20 protein-coding genes and 1 pseudogene are annotated in these 22,395 nt (G+C 73.6%); 10 read left to right on the forward strand and 11 right to left on the reverse strand.

The window, feature by feature from the left end:
- Positions 1 to 8: 8 nt before the first annotated feature.
- A complete protein-coding gene (locus ACQEVU_RS28780; RefSeq protein WP_433328898.1) occupies positions 9 to 446 on the forward strand; it encodes a hypothetical protein in 438 nt (145 codons plus the stop codon).
- A 20-nt stretch (positions 447 to 466) separates the two neighbouring features.
- On the opposite strand, the gene ACQEVU_RS28785 is transcribed toward ACQEVU_RS28780, so the two are convergent.
- Complete coding sequence (locus ACQEVU_RS28785) at positions 467 to 2,593, reverse strand: MMPL family transporter (RefSeq protein ID WP_433328900.1); 2,127 nt, start codon at positions 2,591 to 2,593, stop codon at positions 467 to 469.
- Between the two features lie 21 nt (positions 2,594 to 2,614).
- Here ACQEVU_RS28785 and ACQEVU_RS28790 point away from each other — a divergent pair, with 21 nt between their 5' ends.
- Complete coding sequence (locus ACQEVU_RS28790; protein WP_433328902.1) at positions 2,615 to 3,103, forward strand: MarR family winged helix-turn-helix transcriptional regulator; 489 nt, start codon at positions 2,615 to 2,617, stop codon at positions 3,101 to 3,103.
- Between the two features lie 121 nt (positions 3,104 to 3,224).
- Complete coding sequence (locus ACQEVU_RS28795) at positions 3,225 to 4,691, forward strand: glycoside hydrolase family 43 protein (protein ID WP_433328904.1); 1,467 nt, start codon at positions 3,225 to 3,227, stop codon at positions 4,689 to 4,691.
- A 95-nt stretch (positions 4,692 to 4,786) separates the two neighbouring features.
- Here the strand turns inward: ACQEVU_RS28795 and ACQEVU_RS28800 are convergent, their stop codons facing one another.
- Both ACQEVU_RS28800 and ACQEVU_RS28805 read right to left on the reverse strand, forming a co-directional pair.
- Positions 4,787 to 5,200, reverse strand: a complete 414-nt coding sequence (locus ACQEVU_RS28800) for a (R)-mandelonitrile lyase (RefSeq protein ID WP_433328906.1) — start codon at positions 5,198 to 5,200, stop codon at positions 4,787 to 4,789.
- A 10-nt stretch (positions 5,201 to 5,210) separates the two neighbouring features.
- Positions 5,211 to 6,233, reverse strand: a complete 1,023-nt coding sequence (locus ACQEVU_RS28805; RefSeq protein ID WP_433328908.1) for a zinc-dependent alcohol dehydrogenase family protein — start codon at positions 6,231 to 6,233, stop codon at positions 5,211 to 5,213.
- Between the two features lie 142 nt (positions 6,234 to 6,375).
- Here ACQEVU_RS28805 and ACQEVU_RS28810 point away from each other — a divergent pair, with 142 nt between their 5' ends.
- Positions 6,376 to 7,233, forward strand: coding sequence for a helix-turn-helix transcriptional regulator (locus ACQEVU_RS28810; protein WP_433328910.1), 858 nt, complete (start codon positions 6,376 to 6,378; stop codon positions 7,231 to 7,233).
- 6 nt (positions 7,234 to 7,239) lie between these two features.
- Here ACQEVU_RS28810 and ACQEVU_RS28815 read toward each other — a convergent pair whose 3' ends face one another.
- From ACQEVU_RS28815 to ACQEVU_RS28825, 3 genes are all read right to left on the reverse strand, one after another.
- Positions 7,240 to 7,881, reverse strand: coding sequence for a DUF2306 domain-containing protein (locus tag ACQEVU_RS28815; protein WP_433328912.1), 642 nt, complete (start codon positions 7,879 to 7,881; stop codon positions 7,240 to 7,242).
- 71 nt (positions 7,882 to 7,952) lie between these two features.
- Positions 7,953 to 8,201: a hypothetical protein gene (locus ACQEVU_RS28820; protein ID WP_433328914.1), complete on the reverse strand. Its 249-nt coding sequence runs from the start codon at positions 8,199 to 8,201 to the stop codon at positions 7,953 to 7,955.
- A 22-nt stretch (positions 8,202 to 8,223) separates the two neighbouring features.
- A protein-coding gene (locus tag ACQEVU_RS28825; RefSeq protein WP_433335118.1) for an IS5 family transposase occupies positions 8,224 to 9,026 on the reverse strand; the annotation gives its coding sequence in 2 pieces (ribosomal slippage) (positions 8,224 to 8,699 and positions 8,699 to 9,026; 804 coding nt in all).
- 167 nt (positions 9,027 to 9,193) lie between these two features.
- Between ACQEVU_RS28825 and ACQEVU_RS28830 the strand changes: the two genes are divergently transcribed.
- Positions 9,194 to 10,477, forward strand: coding sequence for a DUF6236 family protein (locus ACQEVU_RS28830; RefSeq protein WP_433328916.1), 1,284 nt, complete (start codon positions 9,194 to 9,196; stop codon positions 10,475 to 10,477).
- Between the two features lie 102 nt (positions 10,478 to 10,579).
- On the opposite strand, the pseudogene ACQEVU_RS28835 reads toward ACQEVU_RS28830, so the two are convergent.
- The 3 genes and pseudogenes from ACQEVU_RS28835 to ACQEVU_RS28845 form a co-directional block, all read right to left on the reverse strand.
- Positions 10,580 to 10,861: pseudogene (locus tag ACQEVU_RS28835) on the reverse strand (transposase); the annotation flags it as partial.
- 69 nt (positions 10,862 to 10,930) lie between these two features.
- Positions 10,931 to 12,352, reverse strand: coding sequence for a hypothetical protein (locus ACQEVU_RS28840; protein ID WP_433328918.1), 1,422 nt, complete (start codon positions 12,350 to 12,352; stop codon positions 10,931 to 10,933).
- Between the two features lie 174 nt (positions 12,353 to 12,526).
- On the reverse strand, positions 12,527 to 12,682 hold the full coding sequence (locus tag ACQEVU_RS28845; RefSeq protein ID WP_433328920.1) for a hypothetical protein: 156 nt from the start codon (positions 12,680 to 12,682) through the stop codon (positions 12,527 to 12,529).
- 470 nt (positions 12,683 to 13,152) lie between these two features.
- Here ACQEVU_RS28845 and ACQEVU_RS28850 point away from each other — a divergent pair, with 470 nt between their 5' ends.
- From ACQEVU_RS28850 to ACQEVU_RS28865, 4 genes are all read left to right on the forward strand, one after another.
- Positions 13,153 to 15,174, forward strand: a complete 2,022-nt coding sequence (locus ACQEVU_RS28850) for a HEAT repeat domain-containing protein (RefSeq protein WP_433328922.1) — start codon at positions 13,153 to 13,155, stop codon at positions 15,172 to 15,174.
- Between the two features lie 90 nt (positions 15,175 to 15,264).
- Positions 15,265 to 15,930, forward strand: a complete 666-nt coding sequence (locus ACQEVU_RS28855; RefSeq protein WP_433328924.1) for a hypothetical protein — start codon at positions 15,265 to 15,267, stop codon at positions 15,928 to 15,930.
- An 11-nt stretch (positions 15,931 to 15,941) separates the two neighbouring features.
- Positions 15,942 to 17,924 (forward strand): sensor histidine kinase, encoded by a 1,983-nt coding sequence (locus ACQEVU_RS28860; RefSeq protein WP_433328926.1) that lies wholly within the window; start codon positions 15,942 to 15,944, stop codon positions 17,922 to 17,924.
- Positions 17,921 to 18,577, forward strand: a complete 657-nt coding sequence (locus ACQEVU_RS28865; RefSeq protein WP_433328928.1) for a response regulator — start codon at positions 17,921 to 17,923, stop codon at positions 18,575 to 18,577. Before ACQEVU_RS28860 ends, ACQEVU_RS28865 begins: the two co-directional genes overlap by 4 nt.
- A gap of 510 nt (positions 18,578 to 19,087) precedes the next feature.
- Here the strand turns inward: ACQEVU_RS28865 and ACQEVU_RS28870 are convergent.
- Together ACQEVU_RS28870 and ACQEVU_RS28875 are read right to left on the reverse strand one after the other, a co-directional pair.
- Complete coding sequence (locus ACQEVU_RS28870; protein WP_433328930.1) at positions 19,088 to 19,777, reverse strand: response regulator; 690 nt, start codon at positions 19,775 to 19,777, stop codon at positions 19,088 to 19,090.
- The gene (locus ACQEVU_RS28875; RefSeq protein WP_433328932.1) at positions 19,774 to 21,399 is read right to left on the reverse strand and encodes a sensor histidine kinase; all 1,626 of its coding nucleotides are present in this window, start codon (positions 21,397 to 21,399) and stop codon (positions 19,774 to 19,776) included. The genes ACQEVU_RS28870 and ACQEVU_RS28875 overlap by 4 nt, the downstream gene beginning before the upstream one ends.
- A 189-nt stretch (positions 21,400 to 21,588) precedes the next feature.
- Between ACQEVU_RS28875 and ACQEVU_RS28880 the strand changes: the two genes are divergently transcribed.
- A complete protein-coding gene (locus tag ACQEVU_RS28880; protein ID WP_433328934.1) occupies positions 21,589 to 22,392 on the forward strand; it encodes an ABC transporter ATP-binding protein in 804 nt (267 codons plus the stop codon).
- Positions 22,393 to 22,395 lie beyond the last annotated feature (3 nt).

Below are 22,395 nucleotides of genomic sequence, written 5' to 3' on the forward strand. Positions count from 1 at the left end.
GCAGCAGGATGAGCTTGCCGCGCGCGTGGCCCGACAGGCTCAGCTCGGCCGCGGTACGGCAGTCCTCCAGCGGGAAGGTGCCGGGACGCCGGCACGCCGAGGCGGCCCGCGGCGGCCAGCTCGGCGAACTCGCCGAGGACGTCGGTGCGCAGCTCGGCGCCGGCGTCGTCGCCGAAGTGGAAGCGCACCCCGAGCCCGCGGGCGGCGGCGAAGTCGCTGACGGTCAGTACCCGGTCGGGCGAGGTGACGGTGCGGATGAGCTCCGGCAGCGCGTTGCTGACCGGGGCCGTGTCCAGCGCGCGGTCGACGAGGCCGCCGGCCAGTGCCGTCACCCGCTGGGCCAGGCCGTCGCCGTACGGCGTGACCTGGGCGCCCGCCGCCCGCAGTGGCGCTCATGGCACGGTGGGAGGGCGACGCCCGCCGCGGACTCCGCGCCCCCGGCCTGAGGCGCCGTCGCGCCGTGGCGCTATGCGGCGGCCGTGGACGTCTCGGCGTGGTGGGCGGGGCCGGCGGGAGTGGCCGGGCGGGCCGGCCACCAGAAGCGCTCGCCCAGCAGCAGGGCGATCGCCGGCACGACGACGGTGCGGACCAGCAGGGTGTCCAGGAGTACGCCGATGCCGACGACGACGCCGATCTGGGTGAGCACGATGACCGGCAGGACGCCGAGCACGGTGAACACCGCGGCGAGCAGGATGCCGGCGGAGGTGATGACGCCGCCGGTCGCGGCCAGGGCGCGCAGCGTGCCGGCCCGGGTGTCGCCGCGCTCGGCGGCCTCGTCGCGGGCGCGGGTGACGAGGAAAATGTTGTAGTCCACGCCAAGGGCGACCAGGAACAAGAAGCTCAGCAGCGGTACCGCAGGATCCAGCCCGGGCAGGCCGAACCCGCTGCGCAGCACGAGCGTGGCGGCGCCGAGGCTGGCGGCGAAGCTGGCCACGACGGTGGCCAGCAGCAGGACCGGGGCCAGCAGCGAGCGCAGCAGCGCGATGAGCACGAGCAGGACGACGGCCAGGATCATCGGGCCGACGACGCGGTCGTCGCGCACGTTGGCGGCCCGCTGGTCGAGGTCGGCCGCCGGGGCGCCGCCGACCAGCGCGGCCGCGCCGGGCACGGCGGCCAGGGCGGTACGCAGCCGCTGCACGGCACCGTCCGCCGCGGGTGTGCCCGAGCCGTCGGTGAGCTGGACGCTGAACTGCACGAGGGTGCCGTCGTCGGAGCGTTCCGGCATGCCGACGGCGGCGACGCCCTCGACCCGGCGGGCGGTGGCGGCGACCGGGTCGGCGGCCGCGGCGGCGGCCACGACGGTGACGGGCTGCGACGCGCCGGCCGGGAAGTGGCGGGCGAGGGCCTCCTGGGCGGTGACGGACTCGACCCTGGTGCGGAACTTGTCGGTCTGCGCCAGGCCGATGTCGGTCTTGAACAGGCCGCCGGCGAGGAGGGCCAGCACGACGACGGCGCCGGCGAGCACCGCGGCCGGGCGGCGGCCGACCGCGGCGGCGACGCGGGCCCACACGCCGGACTCGGTCGGGTCGGCCGAGCCGACGCGCGGGATGCGGGGCCAGAACACCGCCCGCGGCAGGCCGACGAGGGCCGCCGGCAGGACCACCAGGCCGAACACGAGCGCGACGACGACGCCGAGCGCGGCGGAGACGCCGAGGGTGCGGTTGCCGGTCAGCGTGGCGGCCAGCAGCGTCAGCAGGGCGAGCACGACGGTGCCGGCGCTGGCCACGATCGCCGGGCCGGCCCCGCGCAGGGCGGCGACCATCGCGTCACGGCGCGATTCGGTGGTGCGCAGGTGCTCGCGGTAGCGGGCGATGAGCAGCAGGGCGTAGTCGGTGCCGGCGCCGAACACGAGCACGGACACGATGCCCGACACCTCGCCGTCGGTGCGTTCGCCGGCCAGCCGGGCGACCCACGGCAGCAGCTGCGCCACCGTCTGGTCGGCCAGGCCGATGACGACCAGCGGCACGATCCACAGGATCGGGCTGCGGTAGGTGATGAGCAGCAGCACGGCGACGACCGCGGCGGTGGTCAGCAGCAGCGTCACGTCGGCGCCGTCGAACGCGGCGGCGATGTCCCGGCCGAAGGCGGCGCCGCCGGTGACCTGGGCGGTGACGCCGGCGGGCAGGGCGGCGCCGCGCAGCGCCGCCCGCAGGTCGTCGACGGCGGCGTGCGCGGCTTCGTCGTCGAGGCCCTCGCGCAGCGGCACGACGAGCAGCGCCGCCCGGCCGTCGTCGGAGACGGTCCGCGGCGGGCCGGGCCGCGCGCCCGGGACGGCGGCCAGGCGCGGGGCGAGCCGGTCGATCGCGGCCTGGTCGTCGGCGGTGAGCGGCCCGTCGCCGCGCTCGAGGACCACGATGGCCGTCTGCGCTCGGCCGCTGGAGAAGCGCCCGGCCAGCTCCGTCACGCGGGTGGACGGCGCGCCGGCCGGCAGCCCGTCGGTCGGCCCGGCCGCCGGCTGCCCGGGTGACAGCGCGAACGCGAGCCCGGCCAGCACGACGGTGGCCAGCAGCACGACGACGACACCGGTACGGCTGGTGATCCATGAGGCGGCGCTGCGCGCCATGACGCCCTCCACGTTTCCATCATCGAACATTTCGATGATGGAAACGATAGGATGTGGGTCGTGCCAGCGCAACCGCAACGCGACGCCGCCGTCGAGGACCTGATCGACGCCCTGCGCGTCTTCACCGTGGAGTCCGACGTCTTCGTCGACGGCTTCGCGCGAGCACACGGGCTCGGCCGCAGCGACCTCAACGCGATCATGTGGATCAGCGCCGGCACCTCCTCCAACCACCCGATCACCATCGGCGAGCTCGCCCAGCGCATCGGGCTGAGCCCGGCCGCCGCGACCGCCCTCGTGGACCGCCTCGAGGCCGCCGGCCACATCAGCCGCGACCGCGACCCGGGCAACCGCCGCCGGGTCCACCTGCGCATGAACGACCGCGCGCGGCAGCTAGCCAGCGCGTTCTTCGTCCCGCTCGGCCGGCTCATGCACGACGCCGCGCAGGAGTTCAGCGAGGACGAGCTCGCCCGCACGACCGCCGTCGTGCGCCGGTTCACCGAGGCGGTCGTCGCCGCCCGCACCGCCGCGCCGGAGCGCTGAACGTTTCGCAACGAGGCGCCCCTGGGCGGGCGCCGGCCGCCCAGGGCACGCGGTGCGCCCGCTGTTCCACGGCATGAACATCGCCGAGCCGGGACATCCGCAGCGGGTACGGTACCGGCGTATGACGCCCAACCCCGTGCTCGGCGGGTTCCACCCCGACCCGACCGTCTGCCGGGTGGGCGAGGACTACTACCTCGCCTGCTCCAGCTTCGAGTACTTCCCCGGTGTACCCCTCTTCCACAGCCGCGACCTCGTGCACTGGACGCAGATCGGCAACGCGCTCGACCGGCCCGGCCAGCTGCACCTGCCCGCCGGCACCGCGTCCTCGGGCGGCGTCTACGCACCGACGCTGCGCCACCACGACGGCCGGTTCTGGCTCGTCACCACCAACGTCAGCGGCGGCGGCAACCTGCTGTTCACGGCCACCGACCCGGCCGGCCCCTGGTCGGACCCGGTCGCGCTGCCCGGCGTCGCCGGCATCGACCCCGACCTCGCCTGGGACGACGACGGCACCTGCTGGTGCACGGTGGCCGGCGTGTCGCAGGTGCGCATCGATCCGCACACCGGGCGGACGCTGGAGGAGCCCCGCCGGATCTGGTCCGGCACGCCGGGCGCCAAGGCGCCGGAGGCCCCGCACCTGTACCGCATCGGCGCCTACTGGTACCTGATGCTCGCCGAGGGAGGCACCGAGCGCGGCCACGCGGTCTCGATCGCCCGCGGCCGCCACCCCGGCGGCCCGTTCGAGCCGTGCCCCGCCAACCCGATCCTGACCCACCGCGGCACCGACCACCCGATCCAGAACACCGGCCACGCCGACCTCGTCCAGAAGCCCGACGGCACCTGGTGGATGCTGCTGCTCGGCGTCCGCCCGGGCGGCGGCAGCCCCGGCTGGCACGTCCTGGGCCGCGAGACGTTCCTGACCCGGGTGCGCTGGGTCGACGACTGGCCGGTCGTCGACCCGGTCGTCCTCGACGTCGGCCCGGTCCCCGACCCGGTCCGCGACGACTTCGACGGCGCCGAGCTGCACCCGCGCTGGATCTCGCTGCGCGACCGGCCGGCCGAGCACTGCACGACCGCGCAACGGCCCGGCTGGCTGACGCTGCACGCGCGCGGCGGCTCCCTCGACGACCTCGACGTCATCCTGGTCGCCCGGCGCCAGCAGGACCCGTACTGCAGGGTCCGCGCCGCGATCGACGCCGCCGGCGGGCGCGGCGGGCTCGTCGCCCGCCTCGACGACCGCCACCACTACGAGATCGAGGCCGGCACCGGCGAGGTCCGCGTGCTGGCCCGCATCGGCCCGCTGCGCGCCGTGGTCGCGACCCGCCCGGCGCCGCCCGGCCCGGTGGTGCTCAGGATCGACACGGTGGCGTACCGGGGCCCGGCCGACTCACGCAGCGGGCCGGACTCGCTCTCGCTGGGCATCGAGACCCCGGACGGCGCCTTCGACGTGCTCGCCACCCTCGACGGCCGCTACCTGTCCACCGAGGTCGCCGGCGGCTTCACGGGCCGGGTCCTCGGCGTGTACGCCGACGCGGGCACCGTGCACTGCGACTGGTTCGACTACGAACCCGCCCCCGCCGGATCCTGACGGCCTCGGCCAGGGCGAGCGGCCGATGCGCCGAGACCGCCGCCAGGTCCGCGCCGATCGCCATCACGGACGTGCCGCGGTCACCGTGCCGGGCCTCAGGGCTCGTTCGCCGACCGGTACAGCTCGTCGGGAACGGGTTCGAGCCAGGTCGTGGGGTCGCCGCCGTCGGCCTCGGCCTCGGCCTCCAGCATGGCGAGGTGGCTCATGAAGGTGTCGGCGCCGGCGCCGTGCCAGTGCTCCTCGCCGGGCGGGCAGATGACGGTGTCGCCGGCGCGGATGCGCAGCACGGCGCCGTCGCGGGTGCCGACCAGCCCGACGCCCTCGGTGACGTGGAGGGTCTGGCCGACGGCGTGGACGTGCCAGTTGGTGCGGGCGCCGGGCGTGAAGCGGACGAGCGCGACCGTCATCCGCGACGGCCCGGTGCCGCTGTAGATCGGCGTCAGGTACACGTCGCCGGTGAAGTTCCGGGCCGGCGTCCTGGCGGTGGGCCGGACGGGCTGCAGCTGCATGATGACCTCCTCAGGGACGCAGCAGGGTCTTGACGGCCCGCCGCTCGTCCATCGCCCGGTACCCCTCGGCGACCTCGTCGAGCGGCAGGGTGAGGTCGAACACCTTGCCGGGGTCGATGGTCCGGTCGGTGATGAGGTCGATGAGCTCGGGCAGGAACCGGCGCACCGGTGCGGGGCCGCCGTGCAGGTGAACATGGGCGTAGAAGAGCTCCTCGCCCGGCAGCGCCACGCCGTGGGCGACGCCGACGAAGCCGACGTGCCCGCCGGGGCGGGCGGAGCGGATCGCCTGCAGCATCGACTCCTGGGTGCCGACCGCCTCGATGACCGAGTGGGCACCGAGGCCGCCGGTCAGGTCCTTCACGCGGGCGACGCCGTCGTCGCCGCGTTCGGTGACGATGTCGGTGGCGCCGTACTCGAGGGCGAGCTTCTGCCGGTCGGCGTGCCGGCTCATGGCAATGATCCGCTCGGCGCCGAAGTGCCTGGCGGCGAGTACGGCGAGCAGGCCGACCGCGCCGTCCCCGACGACGGCGACGCTCTTGCCGGGCCGGACGTCGGCGGCGACGGCCCCGAACCAGCCGGTGCCGAGCACGTCGGAGGCGGCCAGCAGGCTCGGGACCAGGTCGTCGGCCGGCGGCTCGGGCGTGGCGACGAGGGTGCCGTCGGCGAGCGGCACCCGCAGCCGTTCCGCCTGGGCGCCGAGCGCCCCGATCGGCTCGCGGTGCACGCAGCTGGACTGGTAGCCGGCGCGGCAGATCTCGCACGTGTTGTCGGATGCGAAGAACGAGCCGACGACGAACTGGCCCGGCCGGATCGTGGCGACGCCGGAGCCGACCTCCTCGACGACGCCGACGTACTCGTGGCCCATCGGGTGCGGCTCGGTCACGGCGTTGATGCCGCGGTAGTCCCACAGGTCCGACCCGCACACGCAGGTCGCGGCCAGGCGGATGATCGCGTCGGTCGGCGCGGTGATCGCCGGTTCGGGGCGGTCCTCGAGCCGGACGTCGCCGGGTGCGTACAAAATGGTGCTGCGCATTGCTGATCTCCTCGGAAACAGGCTCGTCGCGCGGTGCTCGCGCCTCCCATACAACCGCCGCCGCCGGGCGGGCGGGAGGGTTTGCCGAAGCAGGTAACAGCAGAACCCCTCACCCGCCGGCGGCGCGCCGTAGCGTGAGGGCGTGGACAACCGGGACGAGGTGCGGCAGTTCCTGGCGTCCCGGCGCGCGAGGATCTCGCCCGAGCAGGCGGGGCTGCCGCAGTACGGGGGCACCCGCCGCGTGCCGGGCCTGCGCCGGGCCGAGGTCGCGCTGCTGGCCGGGGTCAGCCCCGACTACTACGTCCGCCTCGAGCGGGGCAACCTCACCGGCGTCTCCGACGGCGTGCTGGAGGCCATCGCCCGGGCCCTGCGGCTCGACGACGCCGAACGCTCCCACCTGCACGACCTGGCCCGGGCCGCGAACACCACCGCCCGCGCCCGCCGCCGCCCGGGCCGGCAGCAGGTCCGCCCGGCGGTGCAGCAGCTGCTCGACGCGATGACCGACGCCCCCACCTTCGTGCGCAACGGCCGGCTCGACGTTCTCGCGAGCAACCCGCTCGGGCAGGCCCTCTACGCGCCCGCCTTCGCCGGCCCGCAGCGGCCGGTGAACCTGGCCCGGTTCTGCTTCCTCGACCCGGCCGCCGAGGACTTCTACCCGAACTGGGACGACGCCGCCAACACCACCGTCGCGCTGCTGCGCACCGAGGCCGGTCGCGACCCGTACGACAAGGCGCTGACCGACCTCGTCGGCGAGCTCGTCACCCGCAGCGAGGACTTCCGGACGCTGTGGGCGGCGCACAACGTGCGGCTGCACCACACCGGCGTCAAACAGTTCCGGCACCCCGTCGTCGGGCCGCTCAGCCTCGGCTTCGAGGCCATGCCGCTGCCGGCCGACCCCGGCCTGACGATGACCGCCTACCACGCCGAACCCGGCAGCCCGTCCCAGGACGGGCTGCGGCTGCTGGCCAGCTGGGCGGCGACCGGCGCCGAGCGGGCCTGAGCCGCTTCATCGCCGGCGGCGGATGAACCACTCGGCGACGATCAGGTTGATCACCCAGCCGCCGCCGACGAGGAAGATCCGCGGGATCTCGGTGGTGGGGGTGCCGACCACCACGGCCCACGCCGCGTGGGTGAACGCCTGGGTGCCGGCGCCCAGCCCGATCGCGTACCCCCGCATCATCCAGGCCCGGTGCCGGGTGAAGTCGCGGCGGCGGGCGGCCAGCAGGCCGAGCACGAGCGCGGCGGCCATCGCCGCGCCGAAGAGGAGCCGGAGGATGCCGAGCGGGCCCAGCGGCGGGCCGTCGTGGGCCGGCAGCGGGTACCACAGCGTCATCCACATCCCCGACAGGGCGGCGACGATCCCGCTCGGGACCAGGACGCGGCCGGCGTAGCGGTGCCACGCCCGGCGGCGCAGGCCGGGCACGAACTGCAGCGCGCCGAGCCAGCAGAAGATGGTGGCGCCGAAGATGTGCAGCAGCACCGGGATCGGCATGGCGAAGAACCGGGCGTTGTCCGGCGTGACGCTCGCGCCGCCGGCCAGCTGCCCGACGCGGACGCCACCGGCGATCACCGGCACCGCGCTGAGCAGGATCAGGCCGGTCGGGACGAGCCACTGCCGCCGGCGGACCGGCGCGATCGACGAGGTCATGCCCCCGATCGTCGCGACGGCGGGGCCGGGGGACATCGGAGCGCGGGCCGGAGCGGAGCCGTTCCGAAGTACTACCCGCGGCTCGTCCCATCGGCGTCGGTGACCGCCCCGAGGTCGTCGTCGCGGCCGGCGCGCTCCGGCCGGGAGCGGCCGCTGCGCCAGTACGACAGCGTCGTGCGCGACACCGCGACGCCCCGCTCGGCCAGCCGGTCCCGCAGCCGGTCGAGGGTGAGCCCGGAGCGTTCGACCGCCACCGCGAACGCGGTCGCGAACGGCCCGTCCCGCAGGACCCGGGCGAGTTCGGGTTGTACCACACCCATCGCCCCAACCTAAGACCGTGTCTCATTTGGGGTGTTTTGCCAGTTTGTGGTAGCAGATGAGGGCGCAGGCGATGGTGGTGAACGCGGCGAAGTGTTCGGCGTAGCGGTCGTAGCGGCGTACCAGGCGCCGGTAGCGCATCAACCACGACATGGTGCGCTCGATGACCCAACGGTGACGGCCGAGGCGTTGTGAGGACTCGACCTTCTTGCGGGCGATCCGCACGGTGATGCCGCGTCTGCGGACCTCAGCCCGAAGCTTCTTGTGGTCGTAGGCCTTGTCGGCGTGCAGCTTGTCGGGCCGGCGGCGAGGGCGGCCGACCCGGCCCGACACCGCGGGCACGCCGTCCAGCAGCGGCAGCAGCACCGCCGCGTCGGGGGTGTTCGCCGCCGACACGGCCGTGGTCAGCGGCAGACCACCACGCTCGACCATGGCATGGATCTTGCTGCCGGGCTTGCCACGATCGACCGGGCTCGGCCCGGTCAGATCGCCCCCTTTTCAGCCCGTACCTGGATCGAGTCGATCACCGCCCGGGACCAGTCCAGGTCCCCGCGGGCCTGCAACTGCTGCAGCACCGCCAGGTGCAGCGCCGGCCACAACCCGGCCTCCGTCCACTCGGCGAAGCGGCGGTGCGCCGTGGCGCGGGTGACGCCGAACATCGCCTCGGGCAGCTTCCACCACGAGCATCCAGCCTGGGTCAGATAGCAGATCGCGGCCAGCACCGCCCGGTCGTCGACCCGCCGCCCGCCACCTTGCGGCCGTACCGGCGCGGGCGGGATCAACGGGGCTGCGAGCTCCCACAGAGCATCAGGACACCAACGCTCCACATCGGACACGCCGAAGATTGAGCATCATGCACACGCCGATGTCAGCCCCAAATGAGACGCGGTCTCAGGCATGGCGTGCTCCGCGGGGTCAGCCGCACGTGCACATCGTGGGTACGCAGTACCTGGCCGCCTCCCGGTTGCAGCGTCAATAGGGCATTGTGGTCCCTGTGAGTGACGTCGCCCTCTACTTCCCGTACGTCAACCTGCCGGACGATAGTTGGGTGAAGGCTGCAGCCCTGCACTGGCCCCAGCTCGGCCGGATCCGTCCACGTGGCTACTACGGCCTGCGCGACTCCGACACGGTCAAGCGGCTCCGGGGTGAGCTCGACTTCCTCATCGAGGTGCGACCCGGCCATGGAAGCCGTTGGGTCGACGACGACCTCGCGAGGGAGAGGCACGGCTGGCTGTTTGACACCAACGACCAGGTCGATGCGTTGTTCTACGACTTCCTCGACCGGTACAAGGACGAGCTGACACCTCGGTACGGGGCCAAGGCACTTGGTTTCGAATCCCTGCACACCCGGGAGGTGTGCGACGAACTCCTGCCGCTCGATTCCCGTCTGGAAAAGGTTCATCCGGACAAGATGTCCTACGGGTTGGCTCAACGGCTGGCGAAGGACGGGTTGCTGGTGTCCCGGAGGTACCCGTGGCGCCGCGCGTCCGACGGGAAGTTGCTCGACGTCAGCGACCTGGCGATGCACTCCCGCTTGGCAGGGGTCTATTTGGCGATCTTGGCGGACGTTGTCGCCCGTGAGAACGGGATGACGCTGGTCACCGATCAGCCGCTGGTCTCAGCCGTCGCCTCGGGCTGGACGATCGAGGCGATGGCACAGGTCCTGCTTGCGGACGACACCGAAATGGCGCGGGAGGGCCGGACGGACTACGGCCAGGTATTCGCGGTGCTGGCTTTGCAGACGGTACTTCCGCGCGACCTGGCCGATGTACCGGTCGAGCGGATCATCGAGGCGCGCCGGAGGCTGCTGCCGCAGCTCATACGCTATCGCGAGTTCCTCGACTCACTCACACCGGACTTCGTGGCGATCAGCCAGGTCCGGGATCCAGACGTGCGAGGAGCCAAACTGCGCAATCATGTGGAGAGCAAGGTCGCACAACCCCTCGAAGAGATGGAACGTACGCTCGGTCGGCTCGGCTTGAAACCGGTCCGAGCCGTACTCAGCCTTCAGACGCTCGCACCGCCAGCGGCGTTGGGGGTGCTGGCCAACGCTGTCCACCTGCCACCGGTCGTCACCAGCGCAGGCGTTATCGCGGGGTGCCTGGTCGGGGCGGTAAGCAGTGCCCTCGACCAGCGAAGGCAGATTATCGCCGGCCATCCCGCCGGCTATCTGTTGGACCTGCGCCATGAACTGGGCCCCTCCGACACCGTTGCGCAGATCCGGTCCGCCATTCGGCGGGCGGTGCCTGAACCACGACGCCGCACAGGGCGCAGTTGAACGCAGGTAGCTCTGACGCCCGCAAGATCACTCACAAGGCAAGTCTGACACTCGCGGCCATCGTCGATCCAGGACAAGTGTCCCGTGTCAACGAACCTGAGGCAGCACGCCATGCCTGGCGTCACCGATCGCTTCCACGACCGCGGCGCGCACCTCGTCACGCACCCCGTCGGTGTCCCACGCGTAAAAGTTCAGCAACCGCTGCATCCGTTGCGGGCCGACGTCTGCCGCCGCCTCCGCCAACGTCCACCCGTTCCTGCGCTCCACCTCGCTGAGCAGACCCCGCACATAGACCCGCATCTGGCGCCGGGACTCCACCCGCGGAAACAACCCCGCGAACCGACCAACGAACGCCACGAACCCCGCCACAAAACCAGCCGCCATCGCCACAACGACTCTCTATGTCACAACCTGTCGTTGCAGTACTAAGGGCTGCGAGCGGTTCCGGCGAGGTCAGGGGGCGGGCAGGAACGGGGTGATCACGTCGAGCGGGGCGGTCGCGGCCGACTCGTCGCCGCTCGCGTTCACCGCGGTCAGCCGGTACTGGTGCCGCGTTGCGCCGCGGGTGCGCAGGGTGACCGCGCCGCCCGCGTACGTGCCGACGACGGTGGCGCCGTCGTAGAGCCGGTACGCCAGCCCCGGGACCGGGGTCCACGACAGCGGGACGTCGGCGTCGTAGGCGCCGGCGACCGTCGGCTGGCCCGCGTGGAAGCCGAGCGGGGCGGCCGGGCGGTCGGCTGGGCCCGGGAGCGTGGTCACGCTCATCGGCGCCGACGCGGGCGTGTCGGGGCAGCCGGGCAGCGAGCCGACCACCTGCAGGCTGTGCGGCGAGGACGGCGCCAGGCCGGTGAGGACCGCGGCCGGTTCGGTGACGGTGGCGACGGCCCGGCCGCCGTCCAGCACCGTGTAGGAGGCGGCGGTCGACTCGAGGGCCCAGTCCAGGCGCAGCGTCGACGCGGTGACGGCGGTGGCGGCCGGCCGCGACGGCGACGGCGGGCCGGCCGGGCAGGCGGCGGTCGACGGGGACAGCACGGGGCTGTGCTCCGACTCGTTGCCGGCCACGTCCAGCGCCGCCACGGTGAAGCGGTGCACGGTGTTGTGGAACAGGTTGGTGACCGTCGCCGACGGGGTCCAGGTGGTGGCGACGCGGTAGGCGCCGTCGTAGACCGCGTACTGGTGGACGTACGAGCCGTCGGACGGGAACGACCAGGCCAGCCCGATCGCGCGGTCGGTCTGGCCGGTGACCGCCACGTTGCGCGGCGCGGCGGCCGCGTTGGTCGCGCCCGGCAGCGTACGGGTCGTGGCGTAGCCGACCGTCGGGTTGCGGGGGTCGCAGTTGACGCGGCGCAGGGCGACCGCGTAGGAGGTGTCGGGGGTCAGGCCGCCGACGCGCAGGCTCGTGCCGGGCACGATGCCGTAGTCGCGGCCGTTGACCGTCAGGTCGAGCTGCGGCGAGGAGCGCCCCACCGACCAGCGCACCGACAGGCCGGAGGAGGTCACGTCGAAGACGGTGAGCGGCGCGGGCTCGTCGCACTGGGGCGCCATGCCGGGCGTCCACGTGGTGCCGGTGAACGGCGCCGACGCGGGCGACTCGACCCCGGTGGCGGACACCGCGGTCACCGTGTAGGTGTGGGTGGTGTTGACGCCGATGTACTGCATCGGGGCCGACGTCGTCGCCGTGCGCCGCACGACCGCGCCGTTCTCGTAGACGCGGAACGACGCGACCGCCGGCCCGCCCGCCGGCTGGCGCCAGGACAGCGCGATGCCGGTGTCGGCGACCGAGCCGGTCAGGTCGGCCGGGGCCAGCGGCGCCGGCCCGGCGGCGGCGCTGCCGGCGGTGGCGGCGAGCACGAAGAGCGCGACCAGCGTACGCATCGACGATCCTCTCTAGGGGGATGCCGAGAAACAGTAAACAAAGTTGCCTGTTGGTGTCAACGTCACCGCCCCGGCCGCTGGGCTACCTCGCCGGCGCGGTCCTGATCCTCGTCGTGACCTGCGTTCCCTGGTCCGAGCTGGCATTTCCGCTCTGGGCCCTGGCCGTCAGCGGCGTCATCCTGTCAGCCTCACCGGCCGAGGGTGCAACCCGGCCGGCCCGGGGTCGCGGTTGCGCTCGCGGCGAATGCCGGCAAGCTCGTCCGCCAGCGCGGGATGCGACGACTGCAGCAGCGACAGGTCCGTCCCGGTGTCGAGCCGCTGCGACAACAAGCAGCCGCTCCTTGTCGGCCCGGTCGAGGCCGCGCATCGCCACCAGCGGGAGCAGCTCCACGGCGTATCGGTAGGCCTCGGCGGCCTCCTGCCACCGGCCGGGACCGGCGGTGATGGCCCCGCATGCCCGTGCGGCGTCGACGCGCAGGGCGGTCAGCGCGGTCGCGCAGCTCATCGCCTCCCGGAGCAGGTCCACGGCATACTGCCGGTCGGCCTCGTCGAGCTCGATCCCGAAACGAGCCATGCGCGCCTCAACACGAACACCCGGCGGATCCACTCGGGGCCGCCGCGAAGGGTGATCCGCACCGCCTCGTCACCGAGTGCCGCGACCGGAGTCCCGGTGCTGCTCGGCCGCGTGCTGGACAGCGACGCCGTACACGTGGCCGCCGTCGGGACGTCCCCGCAGCCGTGGAGCGTGTGGCTGCAGCTCGACGCCGCGATGGGTTGACTGCTCGTCTAGGCTTCCGCCCGTGTTCACGGGACTGGATGACATCGACTGGGCATCGCTGGAGCACGCCTACGGCTCGGCGCGGGACGTGCCGGGATGGGTGCGCGGCCTTGTCGATCCCGATCCGGCGGTGCGCGAGCGGTCCCTCGACGCCATGTACGGCGCGGTCCACCACCAGGGCGACGTCTACGACTCCACGGTTGCCGCGGTGCCGTACCTCATCGAGGCTCTGACCGCGCCCGGCCTGCCCGGCCGGGACGGGATCGCGGAGCTGCTCGCCAGCATCGCCGAGCTCAGCGAATGGCCGGACGAGACCGAACTGGACGAGGACGACGCCGAGATGCTCCGCCAGGCCGCGCGGGCGAACGCGCTCGCCCTGGCCGCGGCACCGGCCCTGATCCGCCTCGCCGACGACCCCGACCCCGCGGTACGGGCCGCGGCGCCGAAGCTGCTCATCGTCGTGGCCGCGAAGGTTCCCGACCTCACCGGCCTGCTCATCGGGCTGCTCGGCACCGAGGACGACGCCGGAGTACGAAGGGGGCTGTTCGACGCCCTGGGCAGCCTCGAACTCGGTGACGACGCGATCGGCCACCTGCTCGGCCTGGCCCGGTCCGCGCCCGCCTCCACCGCGCTGACCGCCCTGATCGCGGTGGCCCGCAATGACCCGCACCGGGTTCCCCTCGACGGCGTACCGGATCTCATCGGCCGTGCCTACGCCGAGGAAGGCCCCGCCGCCGAGCCGGCCGGCTTCCAGACGGACACGCTGATCGGGTCGCTGCGGGTGATGCGGGAGGAGCTGGACGAGGGGCGCCGTGCGCCGCACTGCACGCGCATGGTCGAGAACCTGACCGACGCGCTCGGCCCGCGCGTGCCGGAGAGGATCGCGATCGTCACCCCGCTGCTCGCCTCGCCCCACGACGATCTTGCCGGTGACGCGCTGTTCGCCGCGAACAAGCTGATCGAGGGCTGGCGTGGCGACTACCGCGAGGCGGTGACCCGGATCGCCGGGCTCCTCGACCGGTCACGGCGGCTGGCCGGGCAGGCCGCCGGCATGCTGAACCACTGGGGCCCGCTCGCCGCACCCGCCGCGGAGACGATCGCCCGGCGGCTGGCCGCCATCGACGCCCATCCGTGGCGGGACGGGCTGCCCGAGTGGACCATCAGGTACACGCAAGATCTTCCGGGCCTGCATCCGTACATCGAGACCCTCGCCGGGCTCCGCGACGAACGGGCCCTGCCGCTCCTGCTGACCGCGCTGCGGCTGCCGCAGCGCCCGAAGGACACCGGCTACAAGCTCGCCCACTATGCCGCGCACGCCGACCGGATCACCGCCGAGATCGTGCCCGTCTTCCCGCTTCTGGCGGCCGGCGACCGGGCGCCCACCGAGTGGTACGCGTTGCAGGTCGCGCTGCGCGCCTTCGGCCCGGCCGCCGCCCCGGCCGTGCCGCGCCTGCTCGCCTCGCCGCTGCGCGACTGGTCCGCGGCCACCCTCGGCCGGGTCGGCCCGGCCGCGGCGGAGGCCCTGCCCGCCCTCCGGGTGGCGGCGGCGGGCGACGATCCACGCCTGGCCGTCGCCGCGGCCGGGGCGCTGTGGCGCATCGACCGGTCGCCGGACGTCCTGACCCTGCTGACCGCCCAGTTGGACGGCCCCGCCGCCAACGCGGCGTTCGAGGAGATCGCCGCAATGGGCTCCGCCGCCGCCCCGGCCGCGCCGCTGGTCGCGTCGTACCTCGACGCGCCGCCGGGCCGGCACTGGTGGACACCCACGCACGCCGCTCTCACGCTGTGGCGGCTCACCGGCGACGCGGAACGGGTGGCGCCGGTCCTGACCGCCGCCTGGCACGGGAATCCGCAGACCCGCACGAAGATCGCCGAGGCGGCCACGGGTGCGCCGGCGGCCGCTCTGCAGCCGCTGTTCCGGGCCGAGCTCGCGGCAGACCGGAGGTTCAACGTCTCGCCCCACTCGTGGTCGAGCGTCCAGGTCACCGAGGACGAGCGGCTGCTCGAGCTGTGCCGGGCTGTCGTCCAGCCACCGGCACGCTAGCCCGCCCGGGCCGCCCGGGACAATCCTCCCGGTCCGGCCGGGACCCGCGACCGGTCCGGCCCGGGGCGGCTGCGCGGGATCGTCCGAGCCATGACCGAACCCATCATCAACAGCCGCCCCGCCGGCCGCGGCTGGGCGCTCGCCGGGACGCTCGGCGGCCTCACCGGACTCGTCGGGCTCTTCATCGGCGCCACGCTCACCGACGGCGTCGGCGACGGCATCCGGGACAACGCGCTCGTCGTCGCCGCCATCGCCGAGCACCGCGGGCTCGTCTGGCTGACCCAGGTCGTCTGTGCCCTCGCCGCCGCCCTGCTGGTCGTCTTCGCCGCCGGGCTGCGCCGCCACCTGGCCGCGCAGGAGCCGGTCGGCAGCCTCGTCCCCGCGGTCGCCGCCGCCGGGCTCGGGCTGGTCGCCGTGGCGCTACTCGTCGGCGGCGGCATCTGCACCGAGCTGTACTGGGCGCTCGGCGAGCCGCAGCGCTGGGACCCGGACACGATCGCGGCGCTCGTCGAGGTGTACAACACCGTCTCGTGGCTGTGGCTCGGCGCGGGCATCGCCGCGGCCGCCGTCGCGGTCGGCGGGTTCCGGCACGGATCGGCCGGGCGATGGCTGGCCGGGTTCAGCGCGCTCGCCGCCGTGCTGGTGTTCGCCACGCAGGCGTTTCCGGCACAGTACGCCGCCCTCTTCCCCGGCGGCCTGTGGGTCTTCGCGGCCGGGCTGGCGTTCGCGCTCACCGGCCGGCGCCGCGCCGCATAGGGTCGCAGCATATGAACGCCGAGCGCAGCGCATGGCCCCTGACCGCCGCGACCCTCGTCCTGGTCGTGGCGGCCGGCGGGCTCGCGCTGCGCAACGGCGCGCCGGCGGCCGAGGTCGCGTACCTCCCGCCGGTCGCCGCCTGCGCGGTCGTCGGCGGCCTGATCGCGCGCCGCCGGCCCGGGAACCGGGTCGGGCCGCTGCTGCTCGGCAGCGCGCTGTGCTTCGCCCTGCTGGAGGCGTGCGGGCAGGCGGCGGTCGCCGGCGTCACGGCGCTGGCCTGGCCGCAGACGTGGCTGTGGGTGCCGGCGAACCTCGGCCTCGCGCTGCTGCCCGCGTACTTCCCCGCCGGGCGGCTCCCCCGCGGCGGGCGCCCGGCCTTGCTGGTGCTGCTCGGGCTGGCCGCGGCCGCCGCCGTGACCGGCGCGCTGCGGCCCGGCGTCAACGAGCAGGTCCGCCCGGCGGCGCCGGCCAACCCGCTCGGCGTGGCGGCGTTCGCCCACATCGCGCCCGTCGCCGAGACGGCGTTCACGGTCGCGGCCGGCCTCGCCTTCGTGGCCGGCGCGGCACTCGTGGCCGTACACACGCGGGCCCTCGACGGGGTCCGGCGCCAGCAGGCGCGGTGGCTGGCCTTCGCGGCCGGGCTGGTCGCCCTCGTGGTGCTGGCGCGCCTGGCCGCCGGGCTCCTCGACGGGTACCCCGACCGGGCGTGGCCACCGGCCGGCGCGCCGTGGGACGTGGCCGGCGGGCTGTCGATCGCGGTCCTGCCGGTGGGCGTCGGCGTCGCCGTCCTGCGCCACCAGCTCTTCGACATCGACCTGCTCATCAGCCGTACCGCGGTGTTCGTCGCCCTGTCCGCATGCGTGGCCGGCGCCTACCTGTTCGTGGTCGGCGTGGTCGGCGCCTCGTCCGTGCTCGCCGCCGTGGCCGGCGCGCTCGTGTTCGGCGCGCTGCGGCAGCGGCTGCAGCGACGGGTGAACCTGCTGGTGTACGGCGAACGCGACGACCCGTACACCGTGCTCGCCCGGCTCGGCGAGCGCCTGGCCGCGGTCCCGGACCCGGGCGCGCTCCTGGCCGCCGCCACCGCCACCGTCCGGGAGGCGTTGCAGCTGTCGTACGTCGGGATCGAGGTCGACGGCGGCCCCGTCTACGAGCTGGGCGAGCGCCCGGAGGCACCGGCGACGCTGCCGCTCGTGGCCGGCGGCGAGCCGGTCGGCACGCTGCGCCTCGGCCCGCGCCCGGGCGAGGCGGCGCTCGGCCCGCGCGACCGGCGCCTGCTGGCGGACCTGGCCCGGCACATCGGCGTCGCCGTACAGGCGGTGCGCTTCGCCGCCGACCTGCAGCGCTCCCGCGAGCAGCTGGTCGTGGCGCGCGAGGAGGAGCGCCGCCGGCTGCGCCGCGACCTGCACGACGGCCTCGGCCCGGTGCTCGCGGGGCTCACCATGCGCGCCGAGGCGGCGCAGGAGGTGCAGGGCGAGGCCGCGCGGCGGCTGCTGGAGGAGATCGTCGCCGACGCGCAGGCCGCGGTCGGCGACGTGCGCCGCCTCGTGGAGGGCCTGCGCCCGCCCGCGCTGGACACCCTCGGCCTCGTCGGGGCGCTCCGCGCGCACCTGGCGGGCTGGCCCGCCGCCGGCGGCCCCGGCGTCACCCTCGACGCCCCCGAGGAGCTCGCCGGGCTGCCCGCCGCGGCCGCACTGCCGGCGGCGACGGAGGTGGCCGCGTACCGGATCGCGGTCGAGGCCCTCGCGAACGCCCGGCGGCACGCGGGGGCGACCGCGGTACACCTGCGGCTCCGTCTGGACGCCGGCGCCCTGACCGTCACCGTGACCGACGACGGTCACGGCACAATGATCCCAGCGGAACGCGACGAAGGAGGCGGGGTCGGCATGCACTCGATGCGCGAACGCGCCGCCGAGCTGGGCGGCGAGCTCACCGTCGCGTCGTCGCCGCACGGCACGACCGTGTCCGCCCGCCTGCCCCTGGCGGCCGGGCGATGAGCGACCCCGTGCGCGTGCTCGTCGTCGACGACCACGACCACTTCCGGGCCGGCCTGCGCGCGCTGCTGGACACCGCGCCCGAGGTCGAGGTCTGCGGCGAGGCCGCGACCGGCGAGGAGGCGCTGACCGCCGTCGCCCGCACGCACCCCGACGTGGTCCTGCTGGACCTGGCGATGCCCGGCATGGGCGGGATCGCGGCGACCGAGCGCATCGTCGCCACCGCGCCCCACGCCCGCGTGCTGGTTCTGAGCATGGCGGACGACGACGACTCGATCTTCGCCGCCGTCCGCGCGGGTGCCCGCGGCTACGTGCTCAAGGGCGCCCGCCGGGTCGAGATCCTCCGCGCCGTGCGCGCGGTCGCCGACGGCGAGGCCATCTTCGGCCCGGCCATCGCCACCCGCCTGATGGGGTACTTCGCCGGCCTGGACCGCGCCGCCCCCGACCCGTTCCCAGACCTGACCCAGCGGGAGCGGCAGATCCTGGCCCTGGTCGCGCGCCACCTCACCAACCCCCAGATCGCCGAGCGGCTGGGCGTGAGCCAGAAGACCGTGCGCAACCACGTGTCGAACATCTTCGCGAAGCTGCGGGTCGCGGACCGGGCCCAGGCCATCGTCCTGGCCCGCGACGCCGGCCTCACGTCCGAGCCCGGCTGAACAACCGGGACGTAGCGGGTCTCTCCTGTTCCGTCGGTGAAGTTCAGGTGCAGGTTGAACACGAACCGCTCGGCGAAGGTCGGACCGACCACGGGCGTCTCGGGCGCGTTGACCTTGCTGGCGAGTTCCAGGCCCGACGTCTTCGACGGCGCTCGTGCCGCGCAGCGCGATCACGCAGGCCGCCAGCCCGATGAGGGCGCCCACGAAGATCGGCTGGGCCGCCGTGTAGTAGTAGGCGCTGACGGACGGCAGGAACGTTGCCACACTGTACGACTGCCAGATCACCGCTGCCGCCAACGCCACGAGCAGAAGGACGAGCGCCGTACGCATGTAGCGGTATGACTTGACCCATGGTGGCGTTCGCGGCCTCGATCACTTGATTTCGACTATCATTCGACATCTCGTCGCCTCCCCGACCTCGCCGGCGGCTGACCGGGGGTCCGTGCGGCAATCTCGGTGGCAGGTCGTAGCGCCCTGATCGGCCGGCGCCGCGTTTGCTCGGCAGGACTCTCAGTCGGTGCCCGGGGCGGATGAACCTGTCCAGCGGTACAGGTGCTCGGGTCGGCCGGTGGTGCCGTAGCGGAGGCTCATGGTTGCTGAGCCCTCCTGCTCGAGGGCGGCGAGGTAGCGCTGTGCGGTAGCGCGTGTGATGCCGAGTTCGGCCGCGATCTCGGCGGCGGTGCGCGGTGTCCGCGGCGGGGCACTGAGCCGTTCGGCCACGAGCCGCGCGGTGACGCTCGACTGGCCTTTGGGCGGGGTCAAGCGATCGCCGGCGTGCAGGTGGCGCAGGGAGCGATCGATGTCTTCCTGGCTGATCTGGGTGCCGGTCGCTGCGGTGAGCGCGTTGCGGTATCGGCTGTACGCGGTGAGGCGATCCACGAACTGCTCCGCCGTGAACGGCTTGAGCAGGTAGTTGAGCGCCCCGTGCGCGAGGGCGCTGCGTATCGCGGCGGGATCGGATGCCGCCGTGAGCATGATCGTGTCCACGTCGGTCTCGGCGAGTACCGCGAGTCCGGAGTCGTCGGGCAGGTAGGTGTCGAGCAGCATTAGGTCGGGCCGTTCCTCGGCGAGCGCCCGGCGCGCGTCGGCCGCGGTCAGGGCCGTCCCGATGACCTGGAAGCCGGGCACTCGGTGGGTGAAGGCCGTGTGGACGTTGGCGACCCGGAAGTCGTCTTCCACGACCAGTACGCGGATGGTCATGACTCGACCTCCGCGGCGACGGCCAGCACGGCCGGCAGGCGGGCGGCGAAGACAGCGCCCTGGCCGTCGCCGCCGGGCTGAGCCAGCCACACCTCTCCTCCGAGACTGCGAGCCGCCTGCCGGGAGAGGGCCAGGCCGAGCCCTCGGCTGTCGCCGGCTCTGGTCGACACGCCCTGCGCAAAGACGCGAAGCGCCATCGACGCGGCGATGCCGTCGCCGGAGTCGGCAACGCTTACGTGGAGGGTGTCCCGTTCGGCGGCGAGCACGACCTCCACCCACGCGGGGCGCGCCGAGCCCAGCCGGGCGGCGTCGATCGCGTTGTCCAGCAGGTTTCCCACAATGGTGATCACGTCGACCGGGGCGGTTACACGTCCGGCCACCCAGCTCTCCTCGCCGATGTCCAGGCGCACCCCTTTCTCCGTGGCGAGGGCCGTCTTGGCCGCCAGAAACGCGCGCAGGTAAGGGTCGCGGATGGCGTGGTTGTCCGTGTCCGTCACGGAGACCGACGAAGGTGACAACATCCGCAGGTACTCCATCGCCTCCGTGTGGTGCCCGGTCTCGAAGAGCCCGGCGATCAGGTGCAGCCGGTTGGAGAACTCGTGCTGCTGGGCTCGCAGGCCTTCCGTCAACGCCCGGACAGCGCCGAGATCGCTGGTCAATGTCTCGAGATCGGTGCGGTCGCGCAACGTCAGTACGCGACCGAGGTTGCGCCCGTCGCGCCGCACCTGCCGGCGGTTGGCGATCAGCACCCGATCGGCGGCGACGATGACGAGGTTGTCCGCGTCGCTGTCGTCGGACAGGGCCGACCGGATGCCCGCGGGCAGGTCGATCTCGGCGGGCGCGGTACCGACCGGGGGCCGGCTGCCGAGCAGCCGTTCTGCCTCACCGTTGTAGACGGATATGCGGTCGGCGGCGTCCACGGCAAGCACGCCTTCGCGGATGCCGTGCAGTACCGCCTCTCGTTCCTGCATGAGTTCGGCCAGCTCGCGCGGCTCCAGGCCGAGGGTCAGCCGTCGCAGCCGCCAGGTCAGCAGGGCCGCCCCCGCCGCACCGATGGCGAACGAGCCGACGGCGAACAGGCCGGCGACCGCGACAATGCCCCACCAACGCGTCTCGATGTCGTTCAGGTCGATGCCCACGCTGACGATGCCGACCACCTGACCGGCCTGGTCGCGCAGCGGCACCTTGGCCCGGGCCGAGTCGCCGAGGGTGCCGCGCTGGACCGTCACCACGTCGCGTCCCGCGAGTGCCTCGGACGGGTCGGTGCTCACCAGGCGTCCCACCTCGCTGGCGTTCGGATGCGACAGGCGCAGGCCGTCACGGTCGGTGACCACGACAAAGAGCACGCCGGTGGCCTGGCGCACGGCCTCGGCCCGCGCCTGGACCACGCCGTCCGGGTCGTGCCGGCCGGTGCCGGGGTCGAACCGCGTCGCGGCCTCCACGATGGTCGGGTCGGCGGCGACCGAGTGGGCGACGCCGCGGGCCCGCTCACCGTACTGGGTGGTCAGCTCGCGATCCAGCAGCCAGCCGAACACCAGCAGCCCCAGGCCGACCACGACGGTGATCACGACGACCTGCAGCACGAGGGTCTGCCGGGTGAAGCTCATGCGCGGGCGAAGCATGCCACGCACGGTACGACACCGTGCGGCCAGCGTCACCATCTGTGGTGAGCAAAACGCGCGAAACCTCCAGAACGTCATTTGCGATCGCAACGGCTTCAAGGCTAGGAGCGGCCCAATCGGTTCCATACCCTCCTGCGCAACACCCGGCGATAACCGTCCCGAAACGGCCGGGCAACATGAGGAGGAGACGTGACCCAACCCGTGATCGAGCTGCGGGGGGCGACCAAGCGCTTCCGCGGCTCGTCCGGCATCATGACGGCCGTCCAGGACCTCACCATCAGCATCCGCCCCGGTGAGTTCGTGGCGGTCGTCGGCCCGACCGGGTGTGGCAAATCCACCACGCTGTCGCTGGTGTCCGGCCTCGACCCGGCGTCCTCGGGCGAGGTTCTGGTGTACGGCAAGCCGGTCCGGGGGATCCCGGAAGGCATCGGCTACATGTTCCAGCAGGACGCGATCCTGCCCTGGAAGAACGTCCTGGACAACGTCGCCGCCGGACCTCAATTCCGCGGCGTGAGCAAGTCCGCCGCGCGTGCCGAAGCGGCCACCTGGGTCGAGCGGGTCGGCCTTGCCGGTTTCGAGTCGTACTACCCGCACCAGCTCTCCGGCGGCATGCGCAAACGGGTGGCACTCGCGCAGACGCTCGTCAACAAGCCGAAGATCCTGCTGATGGACGAGCCGTTCAGCGCACTGGACGTCCAGACGCGCGGGCTGATGCAGGACGAACTGCTGCGGCTGTGGTCCGGCACCGGTGCGGCCGTGATCTTCGTGACGCACGACCTGGAGGAGGCGATCGCACTCGCCGACAGGGTCGTCGTGCTGACCGCCGTGCCGGCCACGATGAAGGCCGAATTCGAGGTCAACCTGCCCCGCCCTCGCGACGTCGAGGAGATCCGACTCACCACGGCATTCCTCGAGATCTACCGCGAGGTCTGGGACTCGCTGCGCGAAGAGGTAGCCCGAGCAAGGAAGGGAGCGACCCTCAGTGCTGCCTGAGAC

This window comes from Dactylosporangium sp. CA-139066, from assembly GCF_050936175.1.
Taxonomy (GTDB): domain Bacteria; phylum Actinomycetota; class Actinomycetes; order Mycobacteriales; family Micromonosporaceae; genus Dactylosporangium.

Coding starts and splice junctions, on each gene's coding strand:
- ACQEVU_RS28790 (WP_433328902.1), top strand. CDS start 2,615: ATGTGGGTCGTGCCAGCGCAACCGCAACGCGACGCCGCCGTCGAGGAC.
- ACQEVU_RS28820 (WP_433328914.1), bottom strand. CDS start 8,201: ATGGGTGTGGTACAACCCGAACTCGCCCGGGTCCTGCGGGACGGGCCG.
- ACQEVU_RS28785 (WP_433328900.1), bottom strand. CDS start 2,593: ATGTTCGATGATGGAAACGTGGAGGGCGTCATGGCGCGCAGCGCCGCC.
- ACQEVU_RS28865 (WP_433328928.1), top strand. CDS start 17,921: ATGAGCGACCCCGTGCGCGTGCTCGTCGTCGACGACCACGACCACTTC.
- ACQEVU_RS28780 (WP_433328898.1), top strand. CDS start 9: ATGAGCTTGCCGCGCGCGTGGCCCGACAGGCTCAGCTCGGCCGCGGTA.
- ACQEVU_RS28875 (WP_433328932.1), bottom strand. CDS start 21,399: ATGCTTCGCCCGCGCATGAGCTTCACCCGGCAGACCCTCGTGCTGCAG.
- ACQEVU_RS28840 (WP_433328918.1), bottom strand. CDS start 12,352: ATGCGTACGCTGGTCGCGCTCTTCGTGCTCGCCGCCACCGCCGGCAGC.
- ACQEVU_RS28795 (WP_433328904.1), top strand. CDS start 3,225: ATGACGCCCAACCCCGTGCTCGGCGGGTTCCACCCCGACCCGACCGTC.
- ACQEVU_RS28815 (WP_433328912.1), bottom strand. CDS start 7,881: ATGACCTCGTCGATCGCGCCGGTCCGCCGGCGGCAGTGGCTCGTCCCG.
- ACQEVU_RS28805 (WP_433328908.1), bottom strand. CDS start 6,233: ATGCGCAGCACCATTTTGTACGCACCCGGCGACGTCCGGCTCGAGGAC.
- ACQEVU_RS28860 (WP_433328926.1), top strand. CDS start 15,942: ATGAACGCCGAGCGCAGCGCATGGCCCCTGACCGCCGCGACCCTCGTC.
- ACQEVU_RS28800 (WP_433328906.1), bottom strand. CDS start 5,200: ATGCAGCTGCAGCCCGTCCGGCCCACCGCCAGGACGCCGGCCCGGAAC.
- ACQEVU_RS28870 (WP_433328930.1), bottom strand. CDS start 19,777: ATGACCATCCGCGTACTGGTCGTGGAAGACGACTTCCGGGTCGCCAAC.
- ACQEVU_RS28855 (WP_433328924.1), top strand. CDS start 15,265: ATGACCGAACCCATCATCAACAGCCGCCCCGCCGGCCGCGGCTGGGCG.